Here is a 20,541-nt window from a genome sequence, read left to right on the forward strand (position 1 = left end):
TGCGTGATGTTTGAAAATGATGAAATTGAGGAAAGGGCAAAGCGTCTCATCGCAGCAAGCCCGGCCTTGGCTCGTGAGATCGTCCGCCAATACGATCCGAAGCCCAAGAGGCTGACAGAGCGTCAACAGCAAGCACTCGACCTTCTCAAGGCTTATCAGGACGAGCAGAACGGCGACCCACTGACCTACAAGGAAGCGGCAGAGGCATTGGGCTGCTCATCGACCGCAGCGTTTTACATGCTCCACCGGCTCCAGGCACGCGGCCATGTCGAAATAGAACCACATCAGCGGCGGTCGATCATACTCAAAGCGGCATAACCGGAAGCGGCGCCTCGAACGAATTAGGACAGGACATGAAGACTGGCATCGACAAAGACAAGCACTGGTATGTCGTTCGCACCACTGTGAAGGGCGAAGAGAAGGCTTTCGAGAACATTCAAAAGGCAGGCTTTGACACGTATTATCCACGACGCAAGGTCGAGGTGAAGAACATGCGGACCCACACCTACAAGGTCAATGAAAATGCGCTGATGTCGCGATATCTGTTTGTCGGATTTTCACCAAAGAATGCAAACTTCTATCGTGTCAACAAATGCGACGGAGTCGAGTGCGTCCTCGGTGTGAACGGCAGACCTATCAGGATATCCGAAAATCATGTCGAGGCGATCTACTTGGCTGAGTTGGACATGATGTTCGATGATACACGGGAAGCACGGATCCATCGTCGGGAAGAGGCTGTCTCCGCCAAGGAAAACACTATCAAGCATTTTCCCGCCGGTACGAACATTTTCGTAACGGACAAAGGCAATCCGTTCGCCACATTCGGGGCGATTGTCGAGGAAGTGACGAAGGCAGGTAGGGTCATCGCCCTAATCGAGTTATTCGGCAGAATGACAGCAGTCGAGTTTAAACCAGCGCAAATCTCACCAGCAGCTTAGCCCAATTTCTACTTCGAAACTTGAGGCTCCGGAAACTTCCATGCACCGTTCAAAATCTCTTCGCGCGGACGGTACAGCCGCACCGTATAGTTCCAGCCTTTCATTATCGGCAAGCAGTTCAAAGTTTTTCCGTCACAACCTCCGAATTGGATGTCGATAGAGCCATCTGCGCTTTTATTTGCAGTGACATTGTTCAGTGAATAGGCATCGTAGGAGTTTTTCGCAAAGTAGCCTGCAGGATTATAGAGGCTGATCGACCAGAAGCCGTCAACGGGAACATCTTTCACATCAAGCCTGTAGACGGCCGTACCATCATTATTCTCAGGTGTGACGTTAAGATAAGTGGCATCCTTGTCAGGGTTGCCGCCCCAGGCAGCGGCGCTTGCAACTAGGTGACGCACCGGATCGACCTGGTCTTTGGAGCCGAAGGCTTTGTTAAAATCTGGCATAGTGGTCGCCAAGACTAATAAGGCGTCACGAACCTTTTTCTGAGTGGCCTGGTCCCACTCCGGAACTGCGAACGTACCGGGCCCGCCTGGCTGGCCGATCTTGATGGCGTCCTGCAAAGCATGAACCTGTTCGACGTCCTTCGCATCGGTGGGGTCGACAAATGTCCGTATGGCAGTCACAAAATAGCGCGTGCCGACCTGTTCTCTTGTGAAGGTGCTCGCGCCGCCATACGATACCGCGGAAATATAATGGTCTTCGTTGATCGCCAAGAGCGACATGAAGCGTTTTCCAGCGTCGGGAAGTGTAATCGTTACCGGGCCGGCGTCGAGGTCGAAGACAGCGGCCGAATAGAGTGTGTCGCGATTCAGGCGTATGACTGTCTGATTATCGATTGCCGCAGGTTCACGACGATGGAGAAATTTTCCGAATCCCCCATCCTTGACGATATTGCCAAGATAAAGGTCGCTCTCAGCCCGGGTAAAATTATCGACCGTAACAACGCCTGCCGCAGCGAATGCAGTGGCATTGCCAACTAACATAGAAAAGCCAAAAATCGCCGCCGCCGTTAAATTTCTGATGTTCATGGTGGTTACCCTTCAGTTCGTTTTTTCCAGTGGCGGCGCCTTCCATTTTCCATCCAGCGCGTCGGATTTCGGCCAATAGAGACGCATGACGACGAAGAATGGCCCGTTTGGTGCTGGCAGCCAGTTAGGCTCGTTCTCCTGTCCGGGGGATTCGTGCTGGATGTAGAGCGTCACGCCGCCGTCGGCTTCACGCTTCAATTCCGGTAACATGGGAGAGTTTATCAGATAGCGGTTGAGGCGGTTTGCGGACAGTAAGCTTTCTGGGAGCTCGTATAGTGTCAGCGACCAGAAAGCATTGACTGGCGGGAGGCTGTTTGGGCCGAAGCGGAGCGCGTATCGATTGGCTCCGTTCAGCGCATTCCTCTCGTTGTCGACGAAGTAGGCTGGATAAATTGCTTCGTCTTTCGAATTACCATAGATGCCAAGTGCCGCGGCTGACATTCGTTCCAAGTAGTTGTTTTTAAGGAACGCGCGAGTACCAAACCCGTCGGCACTCGACGTCTTGCCAGTATCAAGATCTTTTTCCTTGTGTTCCTTAAATGCGGCCCAAGCATCAGCCATGCCAGCCTGTACTGCGTTACGTGCTTCCGCAGAAAGGTTAGAAGGATCAAACGTTTTTCCTGCACCAATGCCTAGTTTGGCGAACCGCGTCATCAACTCTGTTTCTGAGGGATGGGTTGGGCAGAATTGGAGAACAAAATTGAGTTGGTTGAAAAACTCCAGAGAATTTTTCTCATCCGGTGCACTTAGAGGCTTGATGAAATCTATAGTCGGAGCCGGTGCTGGTGCGGGAGTCCCCAGAAACGAGGACAGGGGACTAACCTTATAGCCTTCTTGGACTCTTTTGACATTGTCGATGTCATCTGGACCGAAGAGCTGCGTTCGGTAAAGAATGAACGCGAATTCGGTCTCGGAACGGATGACAGCTTTTATACCCTCCGGCCGGTCGCCCTTCCAATTTGGTCCAGCAAGTAAATACGAACCCGCTCCATTGCCTGTGGCACGACTACCAACGTAGGCGAAATTGAACGTATATAAGTCGATGAATTGCAGCGAGTAATAACGCGCCTGTTCAACTTCGGGAACTGTAAACACGAGCGGTTCCGCGCGTAAATCTGCTCCAACATATGAATAGGGCGTGTCAGAGTTAGGTGTCTGAATCGCCTTGTCATTTGGTGTATAAACACGAGCATTATTGAAAATCTTATTCCAACTGGACTTAAATTCGGGACTTGCATGGTCTGCAAAATATGAGTGCTGGATGCGGTAGTTGTCGACCAATGGGAAACCATAAATGGTGGCTTCCTTCGCTATTGCTTGTGCATCTTCTGCAGAGACTTCTTCCTGTTGTGCTCTGGCCGGAAACGTCGTGAACGGAAGGACTATAGCAATCGTGCCAGACATCATAAATGAACGTCGCGTGACCATTTCGATCGACTCCAATGGTTTGCACCATCATGGCCGAAGGACAATCAACATCAATGATGTTTCGGTAACGTGCACGTAACATTCTCGCCGGAATCTTAAGGTTCTATGAAAAAAGTCCTTCCAATAGGAACCAAATCAGTTTAGACGCCTACTGGTGATCTGCGTTGACGCCGGACCTTTGGACAGGGAACACTCGCCGGGCGCATGGGAAGAGCTTCACGGCTTCCCGCCATGGAAAACTATTCACCAAATTCAGATGTCAACAGAGCTTAGTTCGTCCTCGATCTTCTTTCGATTACCGTTATGTTTTTTGACGAGATCCTGAGCACGATTCCTACTGATATCGAATTTCTTCATGAGATGCTCGATCTCATAGTCTTCGCTCCCGGAAACCCTCGATCGGTCCCGATTGTCTCGCTTGGACTTATCGTCTGTCATTGTGTTACCTCCCTGTTCTGGAGATAATAAAAACTTCAATGATTGGTTCCCGGTCGTACTATTGGTTCAAACTTCAGTTTCGCAGGGTGGCGCAGTTCGGTAGCGCGCTTGGCTCATAACCAAGAGGCAGTCTGTTCGAATCCGGCTCCTGCAACCAAACAGGCGGAACTCTCGGCCAAACGATCAATTGAGCAAAGCCTGGCGCAGGTCGTCCAGCATTGCCAGGGTCATTGGGCTCGCCTTTTCTCTAGCCAGTTCCATGTAGCTATGCAGCGCGGCTGGATACTGACCAGGTTCAAGAGCCCCGTTGGTTTGAAGGCAAAGTACAAGTGTCTGGAAAGCTGCTGTAACGGCATGCATGTGAGCAGCAATGACTTCGTGATCCGGTGAAATATCGGGCTTCGGCATGACGTTTTCTCCGTGCTTGACCGCCACACTATCATAGTCCCAGAGGCTCATTATGAACATCGCTCTTGCTCGCGAGATGATGGTCTATGCTGCCGATCTGCTGAAATACCGCTGCCCGAATGATCCGCCTGAGATTAGGGTCGAGCCTGACCTCAAATGCCTGGGGCAGATACGTTGGTCGTGGCTACGCCCGCCGGTCATAACACTACGCCATTGGCGAGACGGCAACCTGAAGGATCAAGGCGTTCTCGTGCATGAGCTAGCGCACCACGTGCAGCGTGAAAACGGCGTCGATATGACCGACAACGTCTCCTACCAGTACGACAAGACAGAGGTGGAAGCGATCACAGCGCAATGCCGCTGGCTGCAATCGAAAGGTGAAAACCCGCGAGACCAACTGTCCGAAGCCTCCATCTTCAAGATGACAGGCGATCGTGAGTTCGCGAAGATGGAATGGCTGGACAGTCAACCGATCGGAGCGCGCTTTAACACACGTCGGATTAGCGGCGATTTCGCTCTGCGCTGACTTGGCCATCATTGAAACTTCTAACGAGCGGTATGAACTGCCAAAGGGCCGAAAGACCAACAAGCACATAGACTAGTCGAGCCAAGGCGGAGTTTTGCCCACCAAAGATCGCGGCAACAAGGTCAAATTGAAATAGGCCCACAAGTCCCCAATTCAAACCGCCGACTATGATCAAGAGCAATGTGATGATGTTCAGTGCACGCATGCCGTGTTCCCCCAAGCGTCAGATCGCCCCGAACGCCGTGGGACGTCGTTCGTTCCTCACTTGCAACGTGTCATCTTTATAAAGAGGAATTCTGTTTGACTGCTTCCCGCCACTGGCTTGCAACAGCCTCAGGTTCTTCTTTCACCAGGATACAGAAATGGCTCGGACTTTGTGGTCCTAAAGTGTGAATGGTTGTGTGTTCCGCATCGCCATATTTCTGAACCGCTACGATTGCGAACGGATTGACGTAAACAGGCTGCCCTTCGGCGGACATGAATTTGAGCATTTCCTAGTCTCCTGATTTCTGCGTCTCAGCAGTAAGCAACTCAAGCATGACAATTAGGTTAAGCAACTGCAGGACATACGAAACTGTGATCATGTCGCGCCGCCCGATGCCTCCGGAGAGCATCACATCCATAGATGCCAAGATATGCTTTGCTCCGGCTCCGGAGTTGGTTGAGTGGGCAATGGCTACATTCATCGAGGATGATGGCGAGCTACACAACCCGGATCACTTCCATTTGCAGTCTGCCTCGATCGGCATGCTCTGGACCAATGTCAGCAACAGCCGCAAGGGACGTCGCATCGTCGGTCAGTGTGAAGAGGGCCAGCCTTCGGGCATGATGGGGAAGTGGGGCAAGGCCCGGGCAGAAGAGCAGATCGTCGGGTGGTTCGGCCACGTGCCGAATTTTATCCTGACATTCGAGGCCGAGTACGCCATGTCCTGTAGCGACGCTGAATTCTGCGCATTGGTCGAGCACGAGCTCTATCACGCCGCACAAGAGACCGATCCTTTCGGCGCTCCGAAGTTCCATAAGTCGACAGGATTGCCGGCATTCACTCTACGCGAACACGACATCGAAGAGTTCATAGGTGTTGTCCGCCGCTATGGGGCAGATGCTTCACATGTCCGCGCGCTAGTTGATGCTGGCAACGCAGGTCCTGAGATCGCGAATGTCCGTATCGCTCATGCATGCGGTACCTGTCAGCTGCATGCTGCTTAGCGTTCCAAGTCGGCGATCAGAAGATCCAGTTCTGTCAATAATGCCGGCGTAGCGCCATTAGACCAGAACAATCGAGCTTCCTTGGCAAGCCGCAAAACGGTGCTCCGCTTTGTCCGCAGTCCGTGCATCTCGACCACCGCAGCGATTTGCGACCAATAGCCGTGCTTATTGTCCTTGTTGTTAAGTATAACCAGAAGCTCTCCTAGACGTGCCCACTCACGCTGTGCCTGTTCTCGACGAAGCGTTAACGCTCGATCCACCGCAGCCCATGCCCAAGCAACCGCCGAGCCAATCAGCGGAACCACCGTCAACCAGTTACTGAACAGCCAATCCATCTTTTCATCCCTGACCGGACCCTGACATAGCAATGGCAAAAGGCAAGCTCAAAAACGACGTTCAAACCTTCATCGTGCAAAGCCTCGCATGCTTCGATACACCATCGGTCGTCGTAGATGCAGTCAGGAAGGAATTTGGGGAGACTATCACTCGCCAGTCGGTTGAGGGGTACGACCCGAACAAGAAGGCTGGCAGCAACCTAGCTGAGAAATGGAAGGCCTTGTTCGAAGAGACGCGTAAGACTTTCCTCGAGGATACGGCGACCATTGCGATCTCTCATCGCGCCGTCCGCCTTCGCGCTCTTCAGCGCATGGCTGAGAAGGCAGAGAACCAAGGCAACATGGTGCTTGCCGCCAACCTGATGGAACAGGCTGCCAAGGAAGTCGGGGACAGCTTTACGAACCGGCGCGCTCTTGTTGGCGCAGACGGTGGCGCCATCGAGGTTCGGACACTTGCAGACTTCTACGGCAACATTAAATCCGGTACTTCGTGACTTCTGGCTGACACCGGCGCGCAACCGGGTTCTGTATGGCGGTCGCTCAAGTTCGAAGTCATGGGATGCTGCCGGCTTTGCAGTGTTCCTTGCCACCCAATGCAGGATCCGCGTTCTTTGCGCCCGTCAGTTTCAGAACAAGATTGCGGAATCAGTCTACACGTTGTTGAAAATCCAGATTGGGCGGTTTGGGCTCACCAACCAGTTCATCATTACCGAAAACTCGATCAAGCATAAGCTGACCGGTTCGGAGTTCATGTTCTATGGCCTCTGGCGGCACATCGATGAAATCAAGTCGCTCGAAGGTATCGACATCTGCTGGATCGAGGAAGCTCACAACCTCACGCAAGAACAATGGGACATCCTTGAGCCGACGCTGCGCAAGGAAGGCTCGCAGTTCTGGATTATTTTCAATCCGCGCCTTGTAACTGATTTCGTCTATCGCCGGTTCATCTCAAATACGCCTCCGGACACGATCAAGAAGCAGATCAACTACGTCGACAACCCGTTTCTGTCCGCGACCATCCTCAAGGTCATTGAGGCGAAACGGAAAGAGGACGAGGAAGAGTTCCGGCATATCTACCTGGGCGAGCCGTTAACGGACGATGATGCCGTTATCATCAAGCGGTCCTGGATTCTTGCCGCCGTTGATGCGCACAAGAAGCTCAAGATCGAGCCCACAGGCGTTAAGCGTGTCGGGTTCGACGTTGCGGACAGAGGCGACGACAAGTGCGCTACCGTGGCAAATCATGGCTTTCTTGCCACACATGTTGATGAGTGGAAGGCGAAAGAGGACGAACTTCTGAAATCAGCGGGCAGGGTGCATGCCATTGCCCGTATGCTTGAAGCCTCGATCGATTATGACAGCATTGGTGTCGGAGCTTTCGCCGGCGCACACTTCCAGGCGCTCAACCAGGAGCACAAGGTCAAGATACCGTACTTCCGGTTCAATGCTGGCGGCGCGGTTCTCAATCCCGAGCGGCGCATTGATCCCAAGGATCCGAAGTCACCGCTGAACAAGGACTTCTATTCGAACATCAAAGCACAATCGTGGTGGGAAGTCTCACGCCGCTTCCGCAATACCTTCAACGCGGTGGAGCGTGGCGAGCAGTTCGCACCAGATGAGCTGATTTCGATATCGAGCGAATGCGATCATCTCGACAGGCTCATCGATGAGCTTTCGACCCCTCGCAAGGACTATGACAACAGCGGTAAATCGAAGGTCGAAAGCAAGAAGGACCTGGACAAGCGGGACATCCCGTCTCCGAACCTTGCCGACGCCTTCGTAATGGCCTTCGCGCCGCGCACCTCGCACACCTTCACGCTCGCGAACATTGGTTAGGACCATCATGGGAAATGTGATCACTATGGCTCGCGATAGCCTGGTCAGTTTTGTTTCCCGCCTGGGTACCGAGCGTGACAAGGCAGCGACTGTTTTTTACACCCAGCCGATCCTGAGCGATGACCAGATCGTTGCGGCGTATCGTGGTTCATGGTTGCCCAGGAAGATCATTGACATTCCCGCGCTGGATAGCTGCCGCAAATGGCGCGATTGGCAGGCTGATGATAAGCTGATTGAACTAATCGAAAAGGAAGAAAAGCGGCTTAACGTCAAGGGCAAGCTCCTTGAAGCATCGAAGAAGGGCCGCTTATTCGGTGGCGCTGCGCTTTACATTGGGACTGGTGATGAGGATCCGTCGCGGCCGCTCGACCCTGAGAAGATGGGCAAGGCTGGCCTCAAGCACCTGACGGTATTGACGCGTCGACAGCTGAAGGCAGGAAGGATCGACCGAGACCCTGAATCGGAATGGTTTAACAAGCCCCAGAACTACTACCTGACCGGTCTGAACGGCAAGCAGCTGATTATCCATCCGTCGCGCCTGGTGCTCTTCAATGGAGCAATGGCTCCTGACGACGATATCAGCGGCATGACGCAAGGCTGGGGCGAGAGCATCCTGACTGCCACTCTCGACGCAATCAAGAATGCCGACAGCACCGCCGGAAACATCGCCAGCCTCATCTTCGAAGCCAAGATCGATATCATCAAGATACCTGGTTTCACGGAGAACATCGGCAACAAGGAATACGAGAACGCCATTCTTCAGCGCTATACGCTGGCAAACACAATCAAGGGCATCAATGGTACGCTTATCCTGGATGCCGAAGAAGAATATGAGAGCAAGAGCGCTCAGCTTGCCGGGCTCACAGACATCCTCATGGCCTTCATGCAGATCGTTTCAGGTGCGGCTGATATCCCAGTTACGCGCCTTCTTGGCCAGTCTCCAGCCGGAATGAACGCCACTGGCACAAGCGATATGAAGAACTATCATGATCGCATCCAGTCCATTCAGGAGCTTGAGCTGACGCCAGCAATGGCACGTCTTGATGAATGCCTCATCCGATCCGCTACTGGTGCACGCGATGAAGCCATCTACTACGAATGGGCGCCGCTCGAGCAAATGTCCGAAAAGGAACGGGCGGACATCTTCAAGACCAAGTCGGACGCCGCACGCGCATTGATCGGTTCATCGTCGGGGCAGGAGATTATCACCCGAGAGGCGCTGTCTGACGCTTTGGTGAATACCTTCACCGAAGACGGCAGCTTACCTGGACTTGATGGCTTTATCGACGAATACGGGAAGCTGTCCGAGCAGGAACCTGATGAAGTGGAAATTCTGGCGGCGGCGGGAGTGGTACCTGCAACTCGACTGGAGCGGAAATGAGGTCCCACTCTTATTCGACGGCATCTATTTCGAGACGGAAGTTTGCCTTATCGCCGAAATACCTAGTGAATGCGGTGTTCAGGTCTTTCATCAGGCTCTGTGCATCCGCTAGATCGCGTGCGCAGAACTCGGCCATCTGAAGTATGAGGCGATTGAGCGTGTCCATCCGGTATTTGGCGGGCGTCTGAAGGTTAGGCGGAATGGCACTGGACATAGCACCACTTGTAAACGAGCTCAATGGCAGGAGGAACTGCTCTAGTTCAACGCGTCTTCTACTGTACTCCGCGAATGCTGCTTCAAGAGAATCTAGGCGTTCAGCAAGCAGAAGCGACCGATGAACAACGTCCGCACTCTTCGCTTTGATGAAGGGGGTAAATTCTCTAGGAGAATAGCGAAGCGGCGGACTGCCCGGACCCGCAGAGGCCTGCAAGATTTGCCACGGCTGTATGCCGTTGAGTGGCGTTGAAGCTCTTTTTAAGTCTTTGTCGAGCGTGAAGAGCCGGTTGGCGGCTTGCATGGTTGTCACCATACAACTTAATGCTTGGGCATGTTCATTCGCCAGCAGTGTTTCCTTTTCACGCGCTGCTGTTTCGCGCGAAGCCTGTTTGGCAATGAAATAAGAGATCAAGCCCCCGGCCGCCGCACCACCTAAAGCAGACAAAAGAGTTACGAAATTCGCTGAAATTAGTACGCTTTCGAAAGCGCTCCCCCATCTTTCAACGACACCCGATCCAAAGATTGCGCCCATACCTATTCCCCCGAGGCTGAGCCAAACTCGTTCAACACGGTGATCCATTTTTTGTCCCCACAGTCGGTCGCTGGAGCGGCTGATTCGTACACGTTATTACGACACTTCAGCTAGTAAAACCCGAGGTCTTAGCGATGCAATTCACAGATGCTGTAACTGTCGCGGGAACGCGTCGGCGTGATGACGGCTACCTTGTTGCCGATGCTCGTATCGCGCGTACTGGTATCCAGAACTATCACGGCTCGGAAGTCGGCAAGCCCGACATGGCCCTGGTTCGTGTCTATCGCCCCGGATCGGAAGTGTTCAGCGATGAGACGCTGCGGAGCGCCGCACATCGTCCTGTGACGAACGATCATCCTGACGAGCATGTCACCTCCAAGAATTGGAAAGATTATGCAGTCGGACAAACCGGCGATGAAGTAACGGGTGAGGGCATCTTCATCCGTGTCCCGCTCATGGTCAGCGACGAAAGCGCGATCAGCGACATCGAGGCGGGCAAACAGGAGTTGAGCGCCGGATACACCTGCGATCTCGATTGGACTGCTGGCACCACGCCGACCGGCGAGGCCTACGACGCCATTCAGAAGAATATCCGTCTCAACCACGTTGCCATCGTGCAGCAGGGCAGGGCCGGAAACGAGGTTCGCATCGGTGATGCGAACGCATGGGGCGTCGCCCCGATCACCAATGATCAGACACCAGAAAAGGAAAAGATCATGACCTTGAAGACGGTTACCGTCGATGGCATCCCGGTTGAAGTAACCGATCAGGGCGCCACGGTGATCGGCACGCTGCAGACGCGGCTTGCCGATGCCAACACGAAGCTTTCGGACGCAGAGAAGGCACACCAGACCGCCCTCGCTGCCAAGGATGCTGAAATCGCGAGGAAAGACGCCGAGATCGATGCGACGAAAGCCAAGGTGCTTTCGGATGCCGATCTCGACAAGCGCGTCCAGGCTCGCGCCGATCTGATCACCGTGGCGAAGGCGATCGCCCAGGATGTTAAGACGGAAGGCCTGACAGATGCGGCCATCCGCAAAGCTGCCGTTGTTGCCAAGCTTGGCGATGAAGCAGTGAAAGATAAGGCTGACGCTTATATCGACGCTCGCTTCGACATTCTTGCAGAAGACGCAAAGAAGGTTTCGGACCCATTCCGCACCGTTGTGCAGAACGGCATCCAGAACAACGACAGCGCGCAGAATTCCAATGACGCCTACACGGCGATGCTCGCTCGCGATGCAGCCGCATGGCAGGGCAAGAAGGAGTCCGCATAATGGCTTTCCCAACCGTATCCTATTCGCGTGATACTCCAGCGGGTTATCCCGGCATGATCGCGACCACGGAACCGCATCACATCATTTCGATGATTGTGAATGCGACTTCCGGCAACATCCCTTTCGGTAGCGGCGTCCTGTTCGATACCGTTGAGGACACAGTGAAGCTCCCAACGGCTATCGGCAAGTTTGCCGGCGTGGCTGTTGTTGATCGTACGCTGCCCTTTGCCAATGGCGAGGTTTACAAGCCTTACGATCAGATCAGCGTCATGAAGAACGGCTCCATCTGGGTTACTGCGCTCGTCGCTGTTGCTCAGGGTGATCCAGTCTACATGACACCGACCGGCGGTTTCACCAACGTTGCGAACTCTGCCGCAAACCAACTCATCGAAAATGCCGAATGGGCAAGCGTCACGTCTGGTACCAACCAGCTTGCACGTCTCCGCCTTGGCGTCACCAAGTAAGGAGAACGAGCATGTTCACCACAGACGCGCCTGCGCTGGCGCTGAACTTCCTGCGTACCGCGCAGAACTACATCGAGCCGGGTATCTATGCCCGTCAATATCCGGATTTCCAATATCGTGAACTCGTTCCGGTCGATAACTCGGCGCCGGACTGGACTACGGCTATCGACTTCTTCTCGATGGGCGATGATGTTGGTCAGGCTCGCGAAGTTTCGGCTGATGGCGATGACATCCCGTTCGTCGACTTCAAGCTCGACAGCGGCAACAGCCGTGTGTTCATGGCCGGGATCGGCTACCGGTATAACCTCCAGGAGCTTGCCCACGCACAGGCCTACGGCATTCGACTGGAGAGCGACCGAGCTGACGCCGCTCGCCGCAAGTACGAGCTGTTCGTCGACAACGTTGCTTTCCTGGGGCGTCCGAAGCTCGGCATGACGGGGTTGCTCAACGCCACCAACGTGACCGCGTTGACCGCAGCGAACGGTGCGTCCGGTACAGCCACGTGGACGACGAAGACCGCCGACGAGATCCTCGCGGACGTCAACAGCGTCCTAAGTGTCATCTTCACGGCGTCAAACGGTATTGAACAGGCGAATACAGTCCTGCTCGATCAGGATCGTTATGCCCTGATCGCGACCAAGCGCCTCGATGCGACCATGACGACGACGGTACTCGAGCACATCCAGCGTGCGAACATTTATACGCAACGCACTGGATTGCCTTTGACAATCCGCGCAGTGTTCGGACTGGAAACTGCTGGTGCCGGCAGCACACATCGGCTCGCCGCATATCGCCGCTCGCCAGACGTCGTCAAAATCCACATCCCGATGCCACTACGTTGGCTGCAGGCCGAGCAGCGGCTGCTGAAGTTCGAGGTACCTGGTATTTTCCGGCTTGGAAGCGTTGAGATCCGCCGTCCCGGTGCCGTTCGCTACCTTGATGGAATCTGAGGAGAAACACATGTCCAAGATCACAATCACGAACAACCGTCCCGGAGGCTTCGGCCTTCCGGGTGGTCCGGTCATCGCTGGCAACGGTGGCAGCCTTGAAGTCGAGCAGAAGGATTGGGACGGTGTCAAAGACAGTCCGGTCGTCAAAGCTTGGCTTGACGCCAATCATCTGAGCGTCTCGGGCGCAAAGGCAGAGAATAAGAAGGACGGTGGTAATGGTACAGAGGAACCTAAGGCGGCTCTGGAGGTGCTTGCCATGGCAACCGGAACCGATGTGCCATTCATGGCCTTCAAAGCTGCTGCGACCAAGCTACTCGGCGACAAGACGCCTGCGAAGAAAGACGAGATCATCGCTGCTCTCGAAGAGCTCGCAACCCAGCCATAACAATCTGCCCGGCGGGAAACTGCCGGGCACCTCATTTGATCGGAGATGACTATGGCCGCATACGGCACAAAAGAAGCGTTCCTGCAATACGCAGAGGACCACGGCTATGTGATTTCCGGTGGAACAACCGATGCGCAGATCGTAGCCGCCATGTTGCGCGGCTCTCTCTTCATTGATCGATATGAACCCAAGTTCTCGGGTACCCGGACCGGCGGATTTGACCAGGAGCGTGCATGGCCACGAACCGGCGCCGTCACCTATTATGGTCAGGCGATCCCATCTGACGTCGTGCCCCAAGCCCTCATTAAAGCCTCATATGAGGCTTCATTTCTTGAGTTGATCAATCCGGGCATCCTTTCGCCTGTCGTCACCGGTAACTCGGTCACCAAGCGTGAGAAGGTCGGCGAGCTCGAAGTGGAGTATGCGGTGTCCGGCAACAGCTCATCGGCTGAGGCGGTGGCAGCTGCCACGCCGGTCGTGACCATGATCGAGGGCTTGCTCTGGCAGTTCATGCGCGTGCGCATTCCTGGCATCCTGGCGGTGTAAATCTAAGGAACGTCATCCTGTGCAACGACACCGCCTTCGTTTTCCAGTGTTGCTATGCGTCTGGTATCCGACCTGTTGAACTTCAGGCGAACACCAATCCCGCCGCTGTCACCATCTGGAATGAAAACGGCTCCAGCTTTTTCAAGTGCCGCCTGTAGAGCGTTGACGTCCACACCCGTGGCGTTCTCGAGACTACGCTCGAACTTCTCAATGATCTCCGGGCTTACGCCAGAGGAGATTGCGAGCCGTTCTCTGCTGTATTCAACCAGAGCTCGAGCGGCACAACACTGAGAACTAGTGATCATATTGGATCTCCGTTTGCAGACAGGATCGTTCAATGGTTGCACAGGGTCAATCGTTCAATTATGCCCGCGCTCAGACAACGGCGCTGCGTCTGCTCGAGAAGTTCGGTCAGTTCGGCGAGATATGGCGCGACGTTCCCGGCAGCGGTCCTGTCTGGGATCCGGGGGAAACAACGATCCAGAAGACGCCTTGCACACTTGCGGTCCTCCGGTTCGACAACAGGGACATCGACGGCTCGCTGATCAAAGCGAGTGACAAGAAGGTCTATATCGCTGCCAAAGGCTTAGCGATTGTTCCTGTCACCACAGATAAACTGATGATTGGCGGCCTGTCTCATTCACTTGTTCGTGTTTGGCCCCTTAATCCGGCCGGAACCAACGTCTATTTCGAAGTGCAGGCCCGAAACTAAAATCGGTTCATGCCCTGTTAACAGTCAAAGGCGCACCTCTCACCGCACTGTTAACAGGAGCTACTATGAAAAAAATCGTTTCTACATTTATCGCCGGAATCATGGCCGTCTTCATGGGCGTGACATCGCTTGGTACGGCATCGGCAGCGCCGTTTGCCGCACAGGTTCCTGTTGCTTCGAACATCGTGCAGGTACAGCACAATGATAATCGTCGCTACGAACATCGGAATGACAGAAAGAAGCGTTGGGACCGTCATGATCGGCGCCACGATCGGTATGAGAACCGTCGCGACCGCCGTGGGTACTGGAACGGTCATCGTGGTTACCGCGAGCATCGCCGCGGCTACCGCCGTCACAGTGACGGATATTGGTACCCATTGGCTATCTTCCGCCTCTGAAAATTAGTCTACTGCTCTGAGTAGCTGAAGGCGGTCCTTGCGGGCCGCCTTTTGTATGGGAGAGACCGATGCTCAAATATCCTCCCATATCTAAGAAGTTCAAATGATGGCAAGCAACCGCAGCATCTTCGAGCAGCTGCTCGACAAGTACGACACAGCCCTTGCCAAAGCCTTCTTTAAGGGCCTTGATGCGATCAAGTCTGATGTGACGCTTCGCATCGTGGTTGAACGGCTCGAGCGTGGTGATATTCCCGGGGCGGTCGCGGCTATTCAGGTTGAGCGCGAAGCGTTCTCGGGCTTGGAAATGGTTTTGGCAGAGGCTTACAACGCCGGCGGCATCAGCCTGGTAGAGAACCTGCCAAGGCTGAAAGACCCTGAAGGCAACCGGGTTATTTTCCGCTTCGGTGTGCGTGACTACGCGAGCGAAGCATTCCTTCGTGACCATTCGGCGGAACTGGTCACCCGGATCGTAGAGGATCAGAAGGTCGCCATTCGTCAGGCACTGGAAACCGGCCTATCGGAAGGTCGCAACCCTCGGTCCACGGCTCTAGACGTGATCGGGCGGATTAACCGCGCTAGTGGCAAGCGGGAAGGTGGCATACTCGGCCTCACCAGCTCTCAAGAGCGATTTGTAGCGTCGGCCCGCGAAGAGCTGCTTTCGGGTGATCCGAAGCTACTGCGCCACTATCTGAGCAGACAGCGCCGGGACAAGCGCTTCGACAAGACGATCGCTAAGGCCATTCGGGAAGAGAAGCCGTTGACGGCAGAGACGGTGACACGGATGGTGGGCCGCTATTCAGATCGTCTGCTTGAGCTCCGCGGCGAGATGTTGGCCCGCACAGAGACGATGATAGCGCTCGGAACGTCCCGAGATAACGCAATGCGCCAGCAAATCGATAACGGCAAAGTCGGTGCTTCTGACGTCAAGAAGATATGGCGATCGGCAGGCGATGGGCGGGTGAGGCACACACATCGAGTACTGAACGGCAAGGCAGTCGAGATCGATGGCGTTTTTCACAGCGCGTCTGGTGCTGTTCTTCGCTATCCCGGCGATCCGCAGGCACCTGCCAGCGAGATATCCGGCTGCCGCTGCCACATGGAATACAAGGTCGACTATCTTGCTTCAGTCGTTCGCAGGGCAGCATAATGGTTAAGCTCTCGTTCAGTGCCCAGGTTGCAGCCTTCGCCGAGAAGATACCCGGTGCAGTCGAAGCCGTGTTCAAGGAATCAGTGCAGGAACTCGTTGCCGAGATGCAAACGCCCATCGGGCAGGGCGGGCGGATGCGAGTAGACACGGGCTTCCTTCGTGCCTCTCTCATGGCATCGACTGCGGCCATGCCTGCGATCAGTCCGAACAGAAAGCCGGTTGACGGCCAGTCATATGGCTATGATGCCGGTCAGATCGAAGCGGTCATCCTTGGTTCGGACATCAACGACACTTTGTTCTTTGGGTATTCGGCCGCTTACGCCGGTCATCGCGAATATGGATCGAACGGTCAAACGCCGGATGCTTTCGTCCGGTCAGCGGCGCAAAGATGGGATTCGATTGTCGAGATGAAAGCGAGAGAACTTAAATCTCGGTTGGGGCTTTGATCGCAACATTCTTGTCACTGGCGTCATCCATCGCCTTGAGCAGTCCCAACTGCAGCAGTGCCAAGGCCTGACGAGCAGCTTTCAGGCTGGTATCGCCGCGAACGGTCTGACCTTCCTCCTTGCCGAGGGCGAGAAGGGCGGAATGCAACCGGTCGTAGGCTTGCTCATCATTCAGTTTATCGGCCATTGCCGGAAGGATTATCACGATGGCCGCTACTGTTGAAGCCACAATCGCCGAGCTGCTGTTCGCCAGGCTTACCTCATTGGTACTATCGCCAGTACTGCTCGTCTCCTATCCCGGCCTGGCATTCACGGCTCCGGTGGAAACGGCTGAACCAAACCAGGGCAAGCCTGCCCCGTACCTTCGCGCCGATTTCATTCCCAACCGTACCGATAACCTCGGGCTCGCGAACGATGCCAGTGCAAGGCATCAGGGCATTCTGCAGGTCATGACGATCTATCCGGTCGGGCAGGGCGTGATCAAACCAACGAACACTGCAGGGCTTATCGGCGCGCACTTTGCCAAGGGAACGATCCTCTATGGCTCGGGCGTCAGTGTGAAGGTCTACGCGAAGCCCTCTGTCGGCGCTCCCATCATCGAACCTGACAAGATCAGCGTCCCGGTTACCATCCTCTATCGCAGCTTCAACTGAACCCCGGACACTCCGGTATAACCCGCCCCGTTCCGGGGTTTTCATGAAAGGAAAAACCCATGGCCATCACCACGGCAACAGGTGCGAAATATTATATCGGCGGGACAACCGCTATCAGCTATGCGTCGGATGCGATTGCTATCGCTGCTTTCGAGGCCCTGACGTGGGTCGAGATCAAGGAAGTCGAAGACGGCGGCGAAGTCGGTGACGAGTCCGCCGATGTGACGTTCCAATCTCTTGGAGACGGTCGCGTCCGTCACCTCAAAGGCGCACGCGATGCCGGCACCATTGCCATGGTGGTTGGCGATGATCCGCTTGATCCCGGCCAGATTGCCATGCGCGCGGCGGAAAGAACGAAGTTCCAGCACAACTTCAAGATCGAGTACGAAGACGCGCCGAGCGAGCTCTACGAGAACAGCGTCGACTACTTCCGCGGGCTGGTCATGTCAGCACGCAAGAACATCGGCACAGGCGACAATGTGCTTCGCCGCACCTTCAATGTCGGCATTTCTACGGAAATCCTCACCGTCGATACCGCGCTCCTCCCATAAGCTTCAACGGCCGGTCTGACGCCGACCATCCTTTCCCTTGGAGTACTCCACATGACATTTGAACTGTCGCAGTTCGACGGCATTGCTGCAAAGCTTGAAGAAGGCTTTGACCTCGATATTGTGCATCCTTCTACGGGCGAGAAGACCGGCCTAGTGATCAAGGTCGCATCGTATCGCTCGGAGCGGGTGAAGCGTGTTCAGCGCCGCCTTGCCAATGCCGCCATACGTGAGGGCAAGAAAAATCCGAAGAAAGTCGGCACGGTCGAAGAGATCGAAGAGAAAACAAACGAGATCGTTGCTGCTTCCGTCATCTCCTGGAACCTGACGAATGGCGGCAAGCCGGTCGAATGCACCCCGGAGAGCGTGTTGAAGGTCATTTCCAACCCGGATTATTTCTTCATCTCAGAGCAGATCGACAAAGCCGCGGATGAAGACGCGCATTTCGTGATGCCCTCGCTGAAGAGCTGATCGGCTTCGCGAGGGCGCATTTCACTCCGCGCCGCAAGAACGATCCTGTCCCGGAAGCTCCGGAATATACCGATTACATCTGGGACTGGTTCGTTCAACTCCATAATTCCCGTGAGACAGGCTTCAGCGCCAATCCGATCAGTTTCCTTGAAGTCGAGGCGTTCTGCCGGCTGACGGGCGCTCTCATTGATCCGTGGGAGCTCTCGGTCATTCGCAGGATGGATCAGGCGGTACTCGCGATAATCAACAAGACCGGCAAGCACGAACCGAGCGAAAGCCAAGCCACAGCGGCAGACGTACAGGAAGCCAAGCTCCGGATCAGGGGAGCGGCAACCAACCGGCGCGTCGTGGAACGCAATAAAGGATAGACATGCCAGACATTGCATCACTCGGTGTTGAAGCCAGGGCATCAGGCGTCGATCAGACAGCCAAGGCTCTCGATCGGTTGACCGGCGCTGCCAAGCGTGCCGAAGCTGCGACGGAAGCCATAGGACCGGTTTCCAGCAAAGCCGGAGCAATGGCATCACAGGCGGCCAACGCCCATGCAACAGCGCTCAATGCAGAAGCCGCGGCTGCTATGCGCGCTTCCAGTGCGATGAAGGCACATGCAACGGCTGTCAGCGCCAGCGGACGCCAGCTAATCGGCGCGAACGCCAACGTTGCCAATCTGGCTGCGCAGTTTCAGGACATCGGCGTCTCGGCTGCCATGTCGATGAACCCGCTCCAGATTGCTTTGCAGCAGGGTACACAGATCGGCGCCGTCCTCGGACCAATGGGCGCGGCTGGCGCATTGAAAAGCCTCGGCTCGGCCTTTCTGTCGATTATCTCACCAGTCAGCCTTGCCACTATTGGATTGGTTGCCGCGGTTGCCGCCGGTCTGCAACTCGTGAACTGGGCAAAGCTCGGCGCCGCCGCTCTCGTCGGTCTTGCCGACTCGCTTCAGGTCGTTGCACCCTATGCGATAGGAGCAGCCGCGGCGCTCGCGCTGCTTTATTCGCCGGCGATTATCGTTGGCATTGTGCAGGTCATTGCGCTGCTCGGGCGATTGGCTGTAGCAGCGACCATTGCCGCAGCGGACATGATTGCAGCCAACCCAGGGCTTGCCTTCATCCTCGGCATTGCCGCTGCTGTTGCCGCAGCAAACGTTTTCCGGGACGAACTCACCAAAATTTTCGGTGTCGATATCGTCAAGGCTGCGAAAGACGGCGTCAACGCGCTCATTGCAACGTTTGTTGGTGCCTATCAGGGCATCAAGGCTACCTGGCGGCAGTTGCCGGCTGCGATCAAGTCGCTTTCGCTCAAGAATGCTATGGCCAATCAGGTGTTCTCGGTCGGTGATCTTCTCTCATTCGATTACGGTTCCAACCCGGTGCGCCGGGCCATGCACCGCATCGTCGAGGCCTCAGTTGCCAGCGGTGCAGGCGTAACGCCGGTATTCGAAGTTCGCCCGCATTTCCGCGTGGGTGTGGCCATCGACATCGTCGTCACGGTCATCAAGCCAGCCGTCAAAATGCGGATTGTGCCGGGGACCTTGGATGAGGGAAGCGACACGGAAGTCACGACGACGCTTTCGTTCCAGGCGAGACAGACAATATGAAGAACCTTGATACCGCCACGCGTGACTATCTGCGCGGCCGCAAGGCCTTTATCCGGCATAACCTGTTCTGGATTACTGCCAAGAACCGGGAGACCGGTGCCGAAGAGAGCATGGGTTTCTGGGACGGGTATGACAATCTGAACATAGCAGTCCTCTCCAGCATCACGGGAACGGTCATCAACCGGGATTACTTCGCCTTTGGTTCACTGCTCGGTGTCAGTCCCATCCCGCTTGTGTCTGATCTGACAATCCGCAACGTGACGGTCTCCCTCAGCCATTTGAGCCCGGAAGTGCAGGTTGCATTCCGGCTCTATGATCCGCGCCTTGCTCCCGTTGAGATACACCGGGTTTTGTTGCACGAGGATACGATGCTTCCGGTGGGCCCGGCGCATCCGCGCTTCATCGGCTATGTCAACGAGGCGCCGATCGAGCGCCCGGCCGTTGGCGGTGAGGGCGGCATTTCGGTCACCTGCGTTTCCCACACCCGGCAGTTGACCAAAACCAATCCGGGCAAGCGCTCGGATGAAACCCAAAAGCTGCGCGGCGGCGATCGCTTTCGCAGGTATTCGACCATCGCAGGCGACGTCTCATTCTGGTGGGGAGAGAAGAAGGGCAGCACTGCCGGCACTGCCATCAAGGCCATCAACGAAATCTACCGGCGCGGATAAT

At 55.3% G+C, this 20,541-nt stretch carries 31 protein-coding genes, 1 tRNA gene and 1 pseudogene; 23 read left to right on the plus strand and 10 right to left on the minus strand.

All coding sequences use genetic code 11. The features are described from left to right. Nucleotides 1-6 precede the first annotated feature (6 nt). Complete coding sequence (locus CU100_RS09555; protein ID WP_106716370.1) at nt 7-318, plus strand: LexA family protein; 312 nt, start codon at nt 7-9, stop codon at nt 316-318. Between the two features lie 35 nt (nt 319-353). Then, a complete protein-coding gene (gene nusG, locus CU100_RS09560) occupies nt 354-938 on the plus strand; it encodes a transcription termination/antitermination protein NusG (protein WP_106716371.1) in 585 nt (194 codons plus the stop codon). A gap of 8 nt (nt 939-946) precedes the next feature. Here nusG and CU100_RS09565 read toward each other — a convergent pair whose 3' ends face one another. From CU100_RS09565 to CU100_RS09575, 3 genes are all read right to left on the minus strand, one after another. Then, nucleotides 947-1,972: a DUF1214 domain-containing protein gene (locus CU100_RS09565; protein ID WP_106716372.1), complete on the minus strand. Its 1,026-nt coding sequence runs from the start codon at nt 1,970-1,972 to the stop codon at nt 947-949. A 12-nt stretch (nt 1,973-1,984) separates the two neighbouring features. Further along, a complete protein-coding gene (locus tag CU100_RS09570; protein ID WP_170113790.1) occupies nt 1,985-3,400 on the minus strand; it encodes a DUF1254 domain-containing protein in 1,416 nt (471 codons plus the stop codon). Nucleotides 3,401-3,652: 252 nt separating this feature from the next. Next, on the minus strand, nt 3,653-3,838 hold the full coding sequence (locus CU100_RS09575; protein WP_106716373.1) for a DUF3606 domain-containing protein: 186 nt from the start codon (nt 3,836-3,838) through the stop codon (nt 3,653-3,655). Between the two features lie 80 nt (nt 3,839-3,918). Here CU100_RS09575 and CU100_RS09580 point away from each other — a divergent pair. Beyond that, a tRNA-Met gene (locus CU100_RS09580) sits at nt 3,919-3,995 on the plus strand. A gap of 26 nt (nt 3,996-4,021) precedes the next feature. Here the strand turns inward: CU100_RS09580 and CU100_RS09585 are convergent. After that, nucleotides 4,022-4,297 (minus strand): hypothetical protein, encoded by a 276-nt coding sequence (locus CU100_RS09585; RefSeq protein ID WP_106716374.1) that lies wholly within the window; start codon nt 4,295-4,297, stop codon nt 4,022-4,024. A gap of 1 nt (nt 4,298) precedes the next feature. On the opposite strand from CU100_RS09585, the gene CU100_RS09590 reads away from it, so the two are divergent. Then, on the plus strand, nt 4,299-4,772 hold the full coding sequence (locus CU100_RS09590; RefSeq protein WP_106716375.1) for a hypothetical protein: 474 nt from the start codon (nt 4,299-4,301) through the stop codon (nt 4,770-4,772). Here CU100_RS09590 and CU100_RS09595 read toward each other — a convergent pair. Together CU100_RS09595 and CU100_RS09600 are read right to left on the minus strand one after the other, a co-directional pair. Further along, nucleotides 4,747-4,977: a DUF378 domain-containing protein gene (locus CU100_RS09595; RefSeq protein ID WP_106716376.1), complete on the minus strand. Its 231-nt coding sequence runs from the start codon at nt 4,975-4,977 to the stop codon at nt 4,747-4,749. The genes CU100_RS09590 and CU100_RS09595 overlap by 26 nt on opposite strands. 76 nt (nt 4,978-5,053) lie before the next feature. Continuing rightward, entirely contained in the window at nt 5,054-5,263 is a 210-nt protein-coding gene (locus CU100_RS09600) for a hypothetical protein (RefSeq protein WP_106716377.1), read from the minus strand. Between the two features lie 91 nt (nt 5,264-5,354). Between CU100_RS09600 and CU100_RS09605 the strand changes: the two genes are divergently transcribed. After that, nucleotides 5,355-5,981, plus strand: a complete 627-nt coding sequence (locus CU100_RS09605) for a putative metallopeptidase (RefSeq protein WP_170113791.1) — start codon at nt 5,355-5,357, stop codon at nt 5,979-5,981. Here the strand turns inward: CU100_RS09605 and CU100_RS09610 are convergent. Then, nucleotides 5,978-6,316, minus strand: coding sequence for a hypothetical protein (locus CU100_RS09610; RefSeq protein ID WP_106716378.1), 339 nt, complete (start codon nt 6,314-6,316; stop codon nt 5,978-5,980). The two genes, CU100_RS09605 and CU100_RS09610, sit on opposite strands and share 4 nt — an antisense overlap. Before the next feature lie 32 nt (nt 6,317-6,348). Between CU100_RS09610 and CU100_RS09615 the strand changes: the two genes are divergently transcribed. From CU100_RS09615 to CU100_RS09625, 3 genes are read left to right on the plus strand one after another with little or no spacing between them, the layout of a single operon-like run. Next, the gene (locus CU100_RS09615; protein WP_106716379.1) at nt 6,349-6,810 is read left to right on the plus strand and encodes a DUF2280 domain-containing protein; all 462 of its coding nucleotides are present in this window, start codon (nt 6,349-6,351) and stop codon (nt 6,808-6,810) included. Continuing rightward, nucleotides 6,770-8,152 (plus strand): PBSX family phage terminase large subunit, encoded by a 1,383-nt coding sequence (locus tag CU100_RS09620; protein WP_245418981.1) that lies wholly within the window; start codon nt 6,770-6,772, stop codon nt 8,150-8,152. Before CU100_RS09615 ends, CU100_RS09620 begins: the two co-directional genes overlap by 41 nt. 7 nt (nt 8,153-8,159) lie before the next feature. After that, entirely contained in the window at nt 8,160-9,533 is a 1,374-nt protein-coding gene (locus CU100_RS09625; RefSeq protein WP_106716380.1) for a DUF1073 domain-containing protein, read from the plus strand. Between the two features lie 10 nt (nt 9,534-9,543). Here CU100_RS09625 and CU100_RS09630 read toward each other — a convergent pair whose 3' ends face one another. Beyond that, nucleotides 9,544-10,329 (minus strand): hypothetical protein, encoded by a 786-nt coding sequence (locus CU100_RS09630; protein WP_146141825.1) that lies wholly within the window; start codon nt 10,327-10,329, stop codon nt 9,544-9,546. Nucleotides 10,330-10,415: 86 nt separating this feature from the next. Between CU100_RS09630 and CU100_RS09635 the strand changes: the two genes are divergently transcribed. The 5 genes from CU100_RS09635 to CU100_RS09655 are packed head-to-tail and all read left to right on the plus strand — an operon-like array spanning nt 10,416 to nt 13,900. Further along, nucleotides 10,416-11,555: a DUF2213 domain-containing protein gene (locus tag CU100_RS09635; RefSeq protein WP_106716382.1), complete on the plus strand. Its 1,140-nt coding sequence runs from the start codon at nt 10,416-10,418 to the stop codon at nt 11,553-11,555. Beyond that, complete coding sequence (locus tag CU100_RS09640; RefSeq protein WP_106716383.1) at nt 11,555-12,019, plus strand: structural cement protein Gp24; 465 nt, start codon at nt 11,555-11,557, stop codon at nt 12,017-12,019. The genes CU100_RS09635 and CU100_RS09640 overlap by 1 nt, the downstream gene beginning before the upstream one ends. 11 nt (nt 12,020-12,030) lie before the next feature. Then, nucleotides 12,031-12,969 carry a DUF2184 domain-containing protein gene (locus tag CU100_RS09645; protein ID WP_106716384.1) on the plus strand — a complete coding sequence of 313 codons (939 nt, stop codon included), beginning with the start codon at nt 12,031-12,033 and terminating at the stop codon, nt 12,967-12,969. 10 nt (nt 12,970-12,979) lie between these two features. Beyond that, on the plus strand, nt 12,980-13,354 hold the full coding sequence (locus CU100_RS09650; RefSeq protein WP_106716385.1) for a hypothetical protein: 375 nt from the start codon (nt 12,980-12,982) through the stop codon (nt 13,352-13,354). Nucleotides 13,355-13,405: 51 nt separating this feature from the next. Next, entirely contained in the window at nt 13,406-13,900 is a 495-nt protein-coding gene (locus CU100_RS09655; protein WP_106716386.1) for a DnaT-like ssDNA-binding protein, read from the plus strand. Between the two features lie 2 nt (nt 13,901-13,902). On the opposite strand, the gene CU100_RS09660 is transcribed toward CU100_RS09655, so the two are convergent. Then, nucleotides 13,903-14,205, minus strand: coding sequence for a hypothetical protein (locus CU100_RS09660; protein ID WP_106716387.1), 303 nt, complete (start codon nt 14,203-14,205; stop codon nt 13,903-13,905). Between the two features lie 32 nt (nt 14,206-14,237). On the opposite strand from CU100_RS09660, the gene CU100_RS09665 reads away from it, so the two are divergent. The 4 genes and pseudogenes from CU100_RS09665 to CU100_RS09680 all read left to right on the plus strand — a co-directional run bounded on the left by CU100_RS09665 (nt 14,238) and on the right by CU100_RS09680 (nt 16,603). Then, nucleotides 14,238-14,612 (plus strand): hypothetical protein, encoded by a 375-nt coding sequence (locus CU100_RS09665; protein WP_106716388.1) that lies wholly within the window; start codon nt 14,238-14,240, stop codon nt 14,610-14,612. Nucleotides 14,613-14,905: 293 nt separating this feature from the next. Further along, nucleotides 14,906-15,001, plus strand: a pseudogene (locus tag CU100_RS27645) (BA14K family protein); the annotation flags it as partial. A 112-nt stretch (nt 15,002-15,113) separates the two neighbouring features. Next, complete coding sequence (locus tag CU100_RS09675; RefSeq protein WP_245418982.1) at nt 15,114-16,157, plus strand: phage minor head protein; 1,044 nt, start codon at nt 15,114-15,116, stop codon at nt 16,155-16,157. After that, complete coding sequence (locus CU100_RS09680; protein ID WP_106716389.1) at nt 16,157-16,603, plus strand: hypothetical protein; 447 nt, start codon at nt 16,157-16,159, stop codon at nt 16,601-16,603. The genes CU100_RS09675 and CU100_RS09680 overlap by 1 nt, the downstream gene beginning before the upstream one ends. Here the strand turns inward: CU100_RS09680 and CU100_RS09685 are convergent. Further along, nucleotides 16,581-16,790 carry a hypothetical protein gene (locus CU100_RS09685; protein ID WP_106716390.1) on the minus strand — a complete coding sequence of 70 codons (210 nt, stop codon included), beginning with the start codon at nt 16,788-16,790 and terminating at the stop codon, nt 16,581-16,583. The two genes, CU100_RS09680 and CU100_RS09685, sit on opposite strands and share 23 nt — an antisense overlap. A gap of 19 nt (nt 16,791-16,809) precedes the next feature. Here CU100_RS09685 and CU100_RS09690 point away from each other — a divergent pair, with 19 nt between their 5' ends. Genes CU100_RS09690 through CU100_RS09710 form a run of 6 tightly spaced genes read left to right on the plus strand, consistent with a single transcriptional unit; the run spans nt 16,810 to nt 20,540 of the window. Next, a complete protein-coding gene (locus CU100_RS09690; protein WP_106716391.1) occupies nt 16,810-17,256 on the plus strand; it encodes a phage tail terminator-like protein in 447 nt (148 codons plus the stop codon). Between the two features lie 59 nt (nt 17,257-17,315). Beyond that, nucleotides 17,316-17,807 carry a phage tail tube protein gene (locus CU100_RS09695; RefSeq protein ID WP_106716392.1) on the plus strand — a complete coding sequence of 164 codons (492 nt, stop codon included), beginning with the start codon at nt 17,316-17,318 and terminating at the stop codon, nt 17,805-17,807. A gap of 51 nt (nt 17,808-17,858) precedes the next feature. Next, nucleotides 17,859-18,275, plus strand: coding sequence for a hypothetical protein (locus tag CU100_RS09700; protein ID WP_106716393.1), 417 nt, complete (start codon nt 17,859-17,861; stop codon nt 18,273-18,275). Next, a complete protein-coding gene (locus tag CU100_RS27770; RefSeq protein WP_425468453.1) occupies nt 18,275-18,643 on the plus strand; it encodes a phage tail assembly chaperone in 369 nt (122 codons plus the stop codon). The genes CU100_RS09700 and CU100_RS27770 overlap by 1 nt, the downstream gene beginning before the upstream one ends. A gap of 2 nt (nt 18,644-18,645) precedes the next feature. After that, on the plus strand, nt 18,646-19,872 hold the full coding sequence (locus CU100_RS09705; RefSeq protein ID WP_106716394.1) for a phage tail length tape measure family protein: 1,227 nt from the start codon (nt 18,646-18,648) through the stop codon (nt 19,870-19,872). After that, nucleotides 19,869-20,540, plus strand: coding sequence for a hypothetical protein (locus CU100_RS09710; protein WP_183635442.1), 672 nt, complete (start codon nt 19,869-19,871; stop codon nt 20,538-20,540). The genes CU100_RS09705 and CU100_RS09710 overlap by 4 nt, the downstream gene beginning before the upstream one ends. Nucleotide 20,541: the final 1 nt, after the last annotated feature.

This window comes from Phyllobacterium endophyticum, assembly GCF_003010935.1.
Lineage (GTDB): Bacteria > Pseudomonadota > Alphaproteobacteria > Rhizobiales > Rhizobiaceae > Phyllobacterium > Phyllobacterium endophyticum.

What these genes read in the sequence shown, in the direction of transcription:
- CU100_RS09555 (WP_106716370.1), top strand. Translation starts at nt 7, where the DNA reads ATGTTTGAAAATGATGAAATTGAGGAAAGGGCAAAGCGTCTCATCGCA.
- nusG (WP_106716371.1), top strand. Translation starts at nt 354, where the DNA reads ATGAAGACTGGCATCGACAAAGACAAGCACTGGTATGTCGTTCGCACC.
- CU100_RS09565 (WP_106716372.1), bottom strand. Translation starts at nt 1,972, where the DNA reads ATGAACATCAGAAATTTAACGGCGGCGGCGATTTTTGGCTTTTCTATG.
- CU100_RS09570 (WP_170113790.1), bottom strand. Translation starts at nt 3,400, where the DNA reads ATGGTCACGCGACGTTCATTTATGATGTCTGGCACGATTGCTATAGTC.
- CU100_RS09575 (WP_106716373.1), bottom strand. Translation starts at nt 3,838, where the DNA reads ATGACAGACGATAAGTCCAAGCGAGACAATCGGGACCGATCGAGGGTT.
- CU100_RS09585 (WP_106716374.1), bottom strand. Translation starts at nt 4,297, where the DNA reads ATGAGCCTCTGGGACTATGATAGTGTGGCGGTCAAGCACGGAGAAAAC.
- CU100_RS09590 (WP_106716375.1), top strand. Translation starts at nt 4,299, where the DNA reads ATGAACATCGCTCTTGCTCGCGAGATGATGGTCTATGCTGCCGATCTG.
- CU100_RS09595 (WP_106716376.1), bottom strand. Translation starts at nt 4,977, where the DNA reads ATGCGTGCACTGAACATCATCACATTGCTCTTGATCATAGTCGGCGGT.
- CU100_RS09600 (WP_106716377.1), bottom strand. Translation starts at nt 5,263, where the DNA reads ATGCTCAAATTCATGTCCGCCGAAGGGCAGCCTGTTTACGTCAATCCG.
- CU100_RS09605 (WP_170113791.1), top strand. Translation starts at nt 5,355, where the DNA reads ATGTCGCGCCGCCCGATGCCTCCGGAGAGCATCACATCCATAGATGCC.
- CU100_RS09610 (WP_106716378.1), bottom strand. Translation starts at nt 6,316, where the DNA reads ATGGATTGGCTGTTCAGTAACTGGTTGACGGTGGTTCCGCTGATTGGC.
- CU100_RS09615 (WP_106716379.1), top strand. Translation starts at nt 6,349, where the DNA reads ATGGCAAAAGGCAAGCTCAAAAACGACGTTCAAACCTTCATCGTGCAA.
- CU100_RS09625 (WP_106716380.1), top strand. Translation starts at nt 8,160, where the DNA reads ATGGGAAATGTGATCACTATGGCTCGCGATAGCCTGGTCAGTTTTGTT.
- CU100_RS09630 (WP_146141825.1), bottom strand. Translation starts at nt 10,329, where the DNA reads ATGGATCACCGTGTTGAACGAGTTTGGCTCAGCCTCGGGGGAATAGGT.
- CU100_RS09635 (WP_106716382.1), top strand. Translation starts at nt 10,416, where the DNA reads ATGCAATTCACAGATGCTGTAACTGTCGCGGGAACGCGTCGGCGTGAT.
- CU100_RS09640 (WP_106716383.1), top strand. Translation starts at nt 11,555, where the DNA reads ATGGCTTTCCCAACCGTATCCTATTCGCGTGATACTCCAGCGGGTTAT.
- CU100_RS09645 (WP_106716384.1), top strand. Translation starts at nt 12,031, where the DNA reads ATGTTCACCACAGACGCGCCTGCGCTGGCGCTGAACTTCCTGCGTACC.
- CU100_RS09650 (WP_106716385.1), top strand. Translation starts at nt 12,980, where the DNA reads ATGTCCAAGATCACAATCACGAACAACCGTCCCGGAGGCTTCGGCCTT.
- CU100_RS09655 (WP_106716386.1), top strand. Translation starts at nt 13,406, where the DNA reads ATGGCCGCATACGGCACAAAAGAAGCGTTCCTGCAATACGCAGAGGAC.
- CU100_RS09660 (WP_106716387.1), bottom strand. Translation starts at nt 14,205, where the DNA reads ATGATCACTAGTTCTCAGTGTTGTGCCGCTCGAGCTCTGGTTGAATAC.
- CU100_RS09665 (WP_106716388.1), top strand. Translation starts at nt 14,238, where the DNA reads ATGGTTGCACAGGGTCAATCGTTCAATTATGCCCGCGCTCAGACAACG.
- CU100_RS09675 (WP_245418982.1), top strand. Translation starts at nt 15,114, where the DNA reads ATGATGGCAAGCAACCGCAGCATCTTCGAGCAGCTGCTCGACAAGTAC.
- CU100_RS09680 (WP_106716389.1), top strand. Translation starts at nt 16,157, where the DNA reads ATGGTTAAGCTCTCGTTCAGTGCCCAGGTTGCAGCCTTCGCCGAGAAG.
- CU100_RS09685 (WP_106716390.1), bottom strand. Translation starts at nt 16,790, where the DNA reads ATGGCCGATAAACTGAATGATGAGCAAGCCTACGACCGGTTGCATTCC.
- CU100_RS09690 (WP_106716391.1), top strand. Translation starts at nt 16,810, where the DNA reads ATGGCCGCTACTGTTGAAGCCACAATCGCCGAGCTGCTGTTCGCCAGG.
- CU100_RS09695 (WP_106716392.1), top strand. Translation starts at nt 17,316, where the DNA reads ATGGCCATCACCACGGCAACAGGTGCGAAATATTATATCGGCGGGACA.
- CU100_RS09700 (WP_106716393.1), top strand. Translation starts at nt 17,859, where the DNA reads ATGACATTTGAACTGTCGCAGTTCGACGGCATTGCTGCAAAGCTTGAA.
- CU100_RS09705 (WP_106716394.1), top strand. Translation starts at nt 18,646, where the DNA reads ATGCCAGACATTGCATCACTCGGTGTTGAAGCCAGGGCATCAGGCGTC.
- CU100_RS09710 (WP_183635442.1), top strand. Translation starts at nt 19,869, where the DNA reads ATGAAGAACCTTGATACCGCCACGCGTGACTATCTGCGCGGCCGCAAG.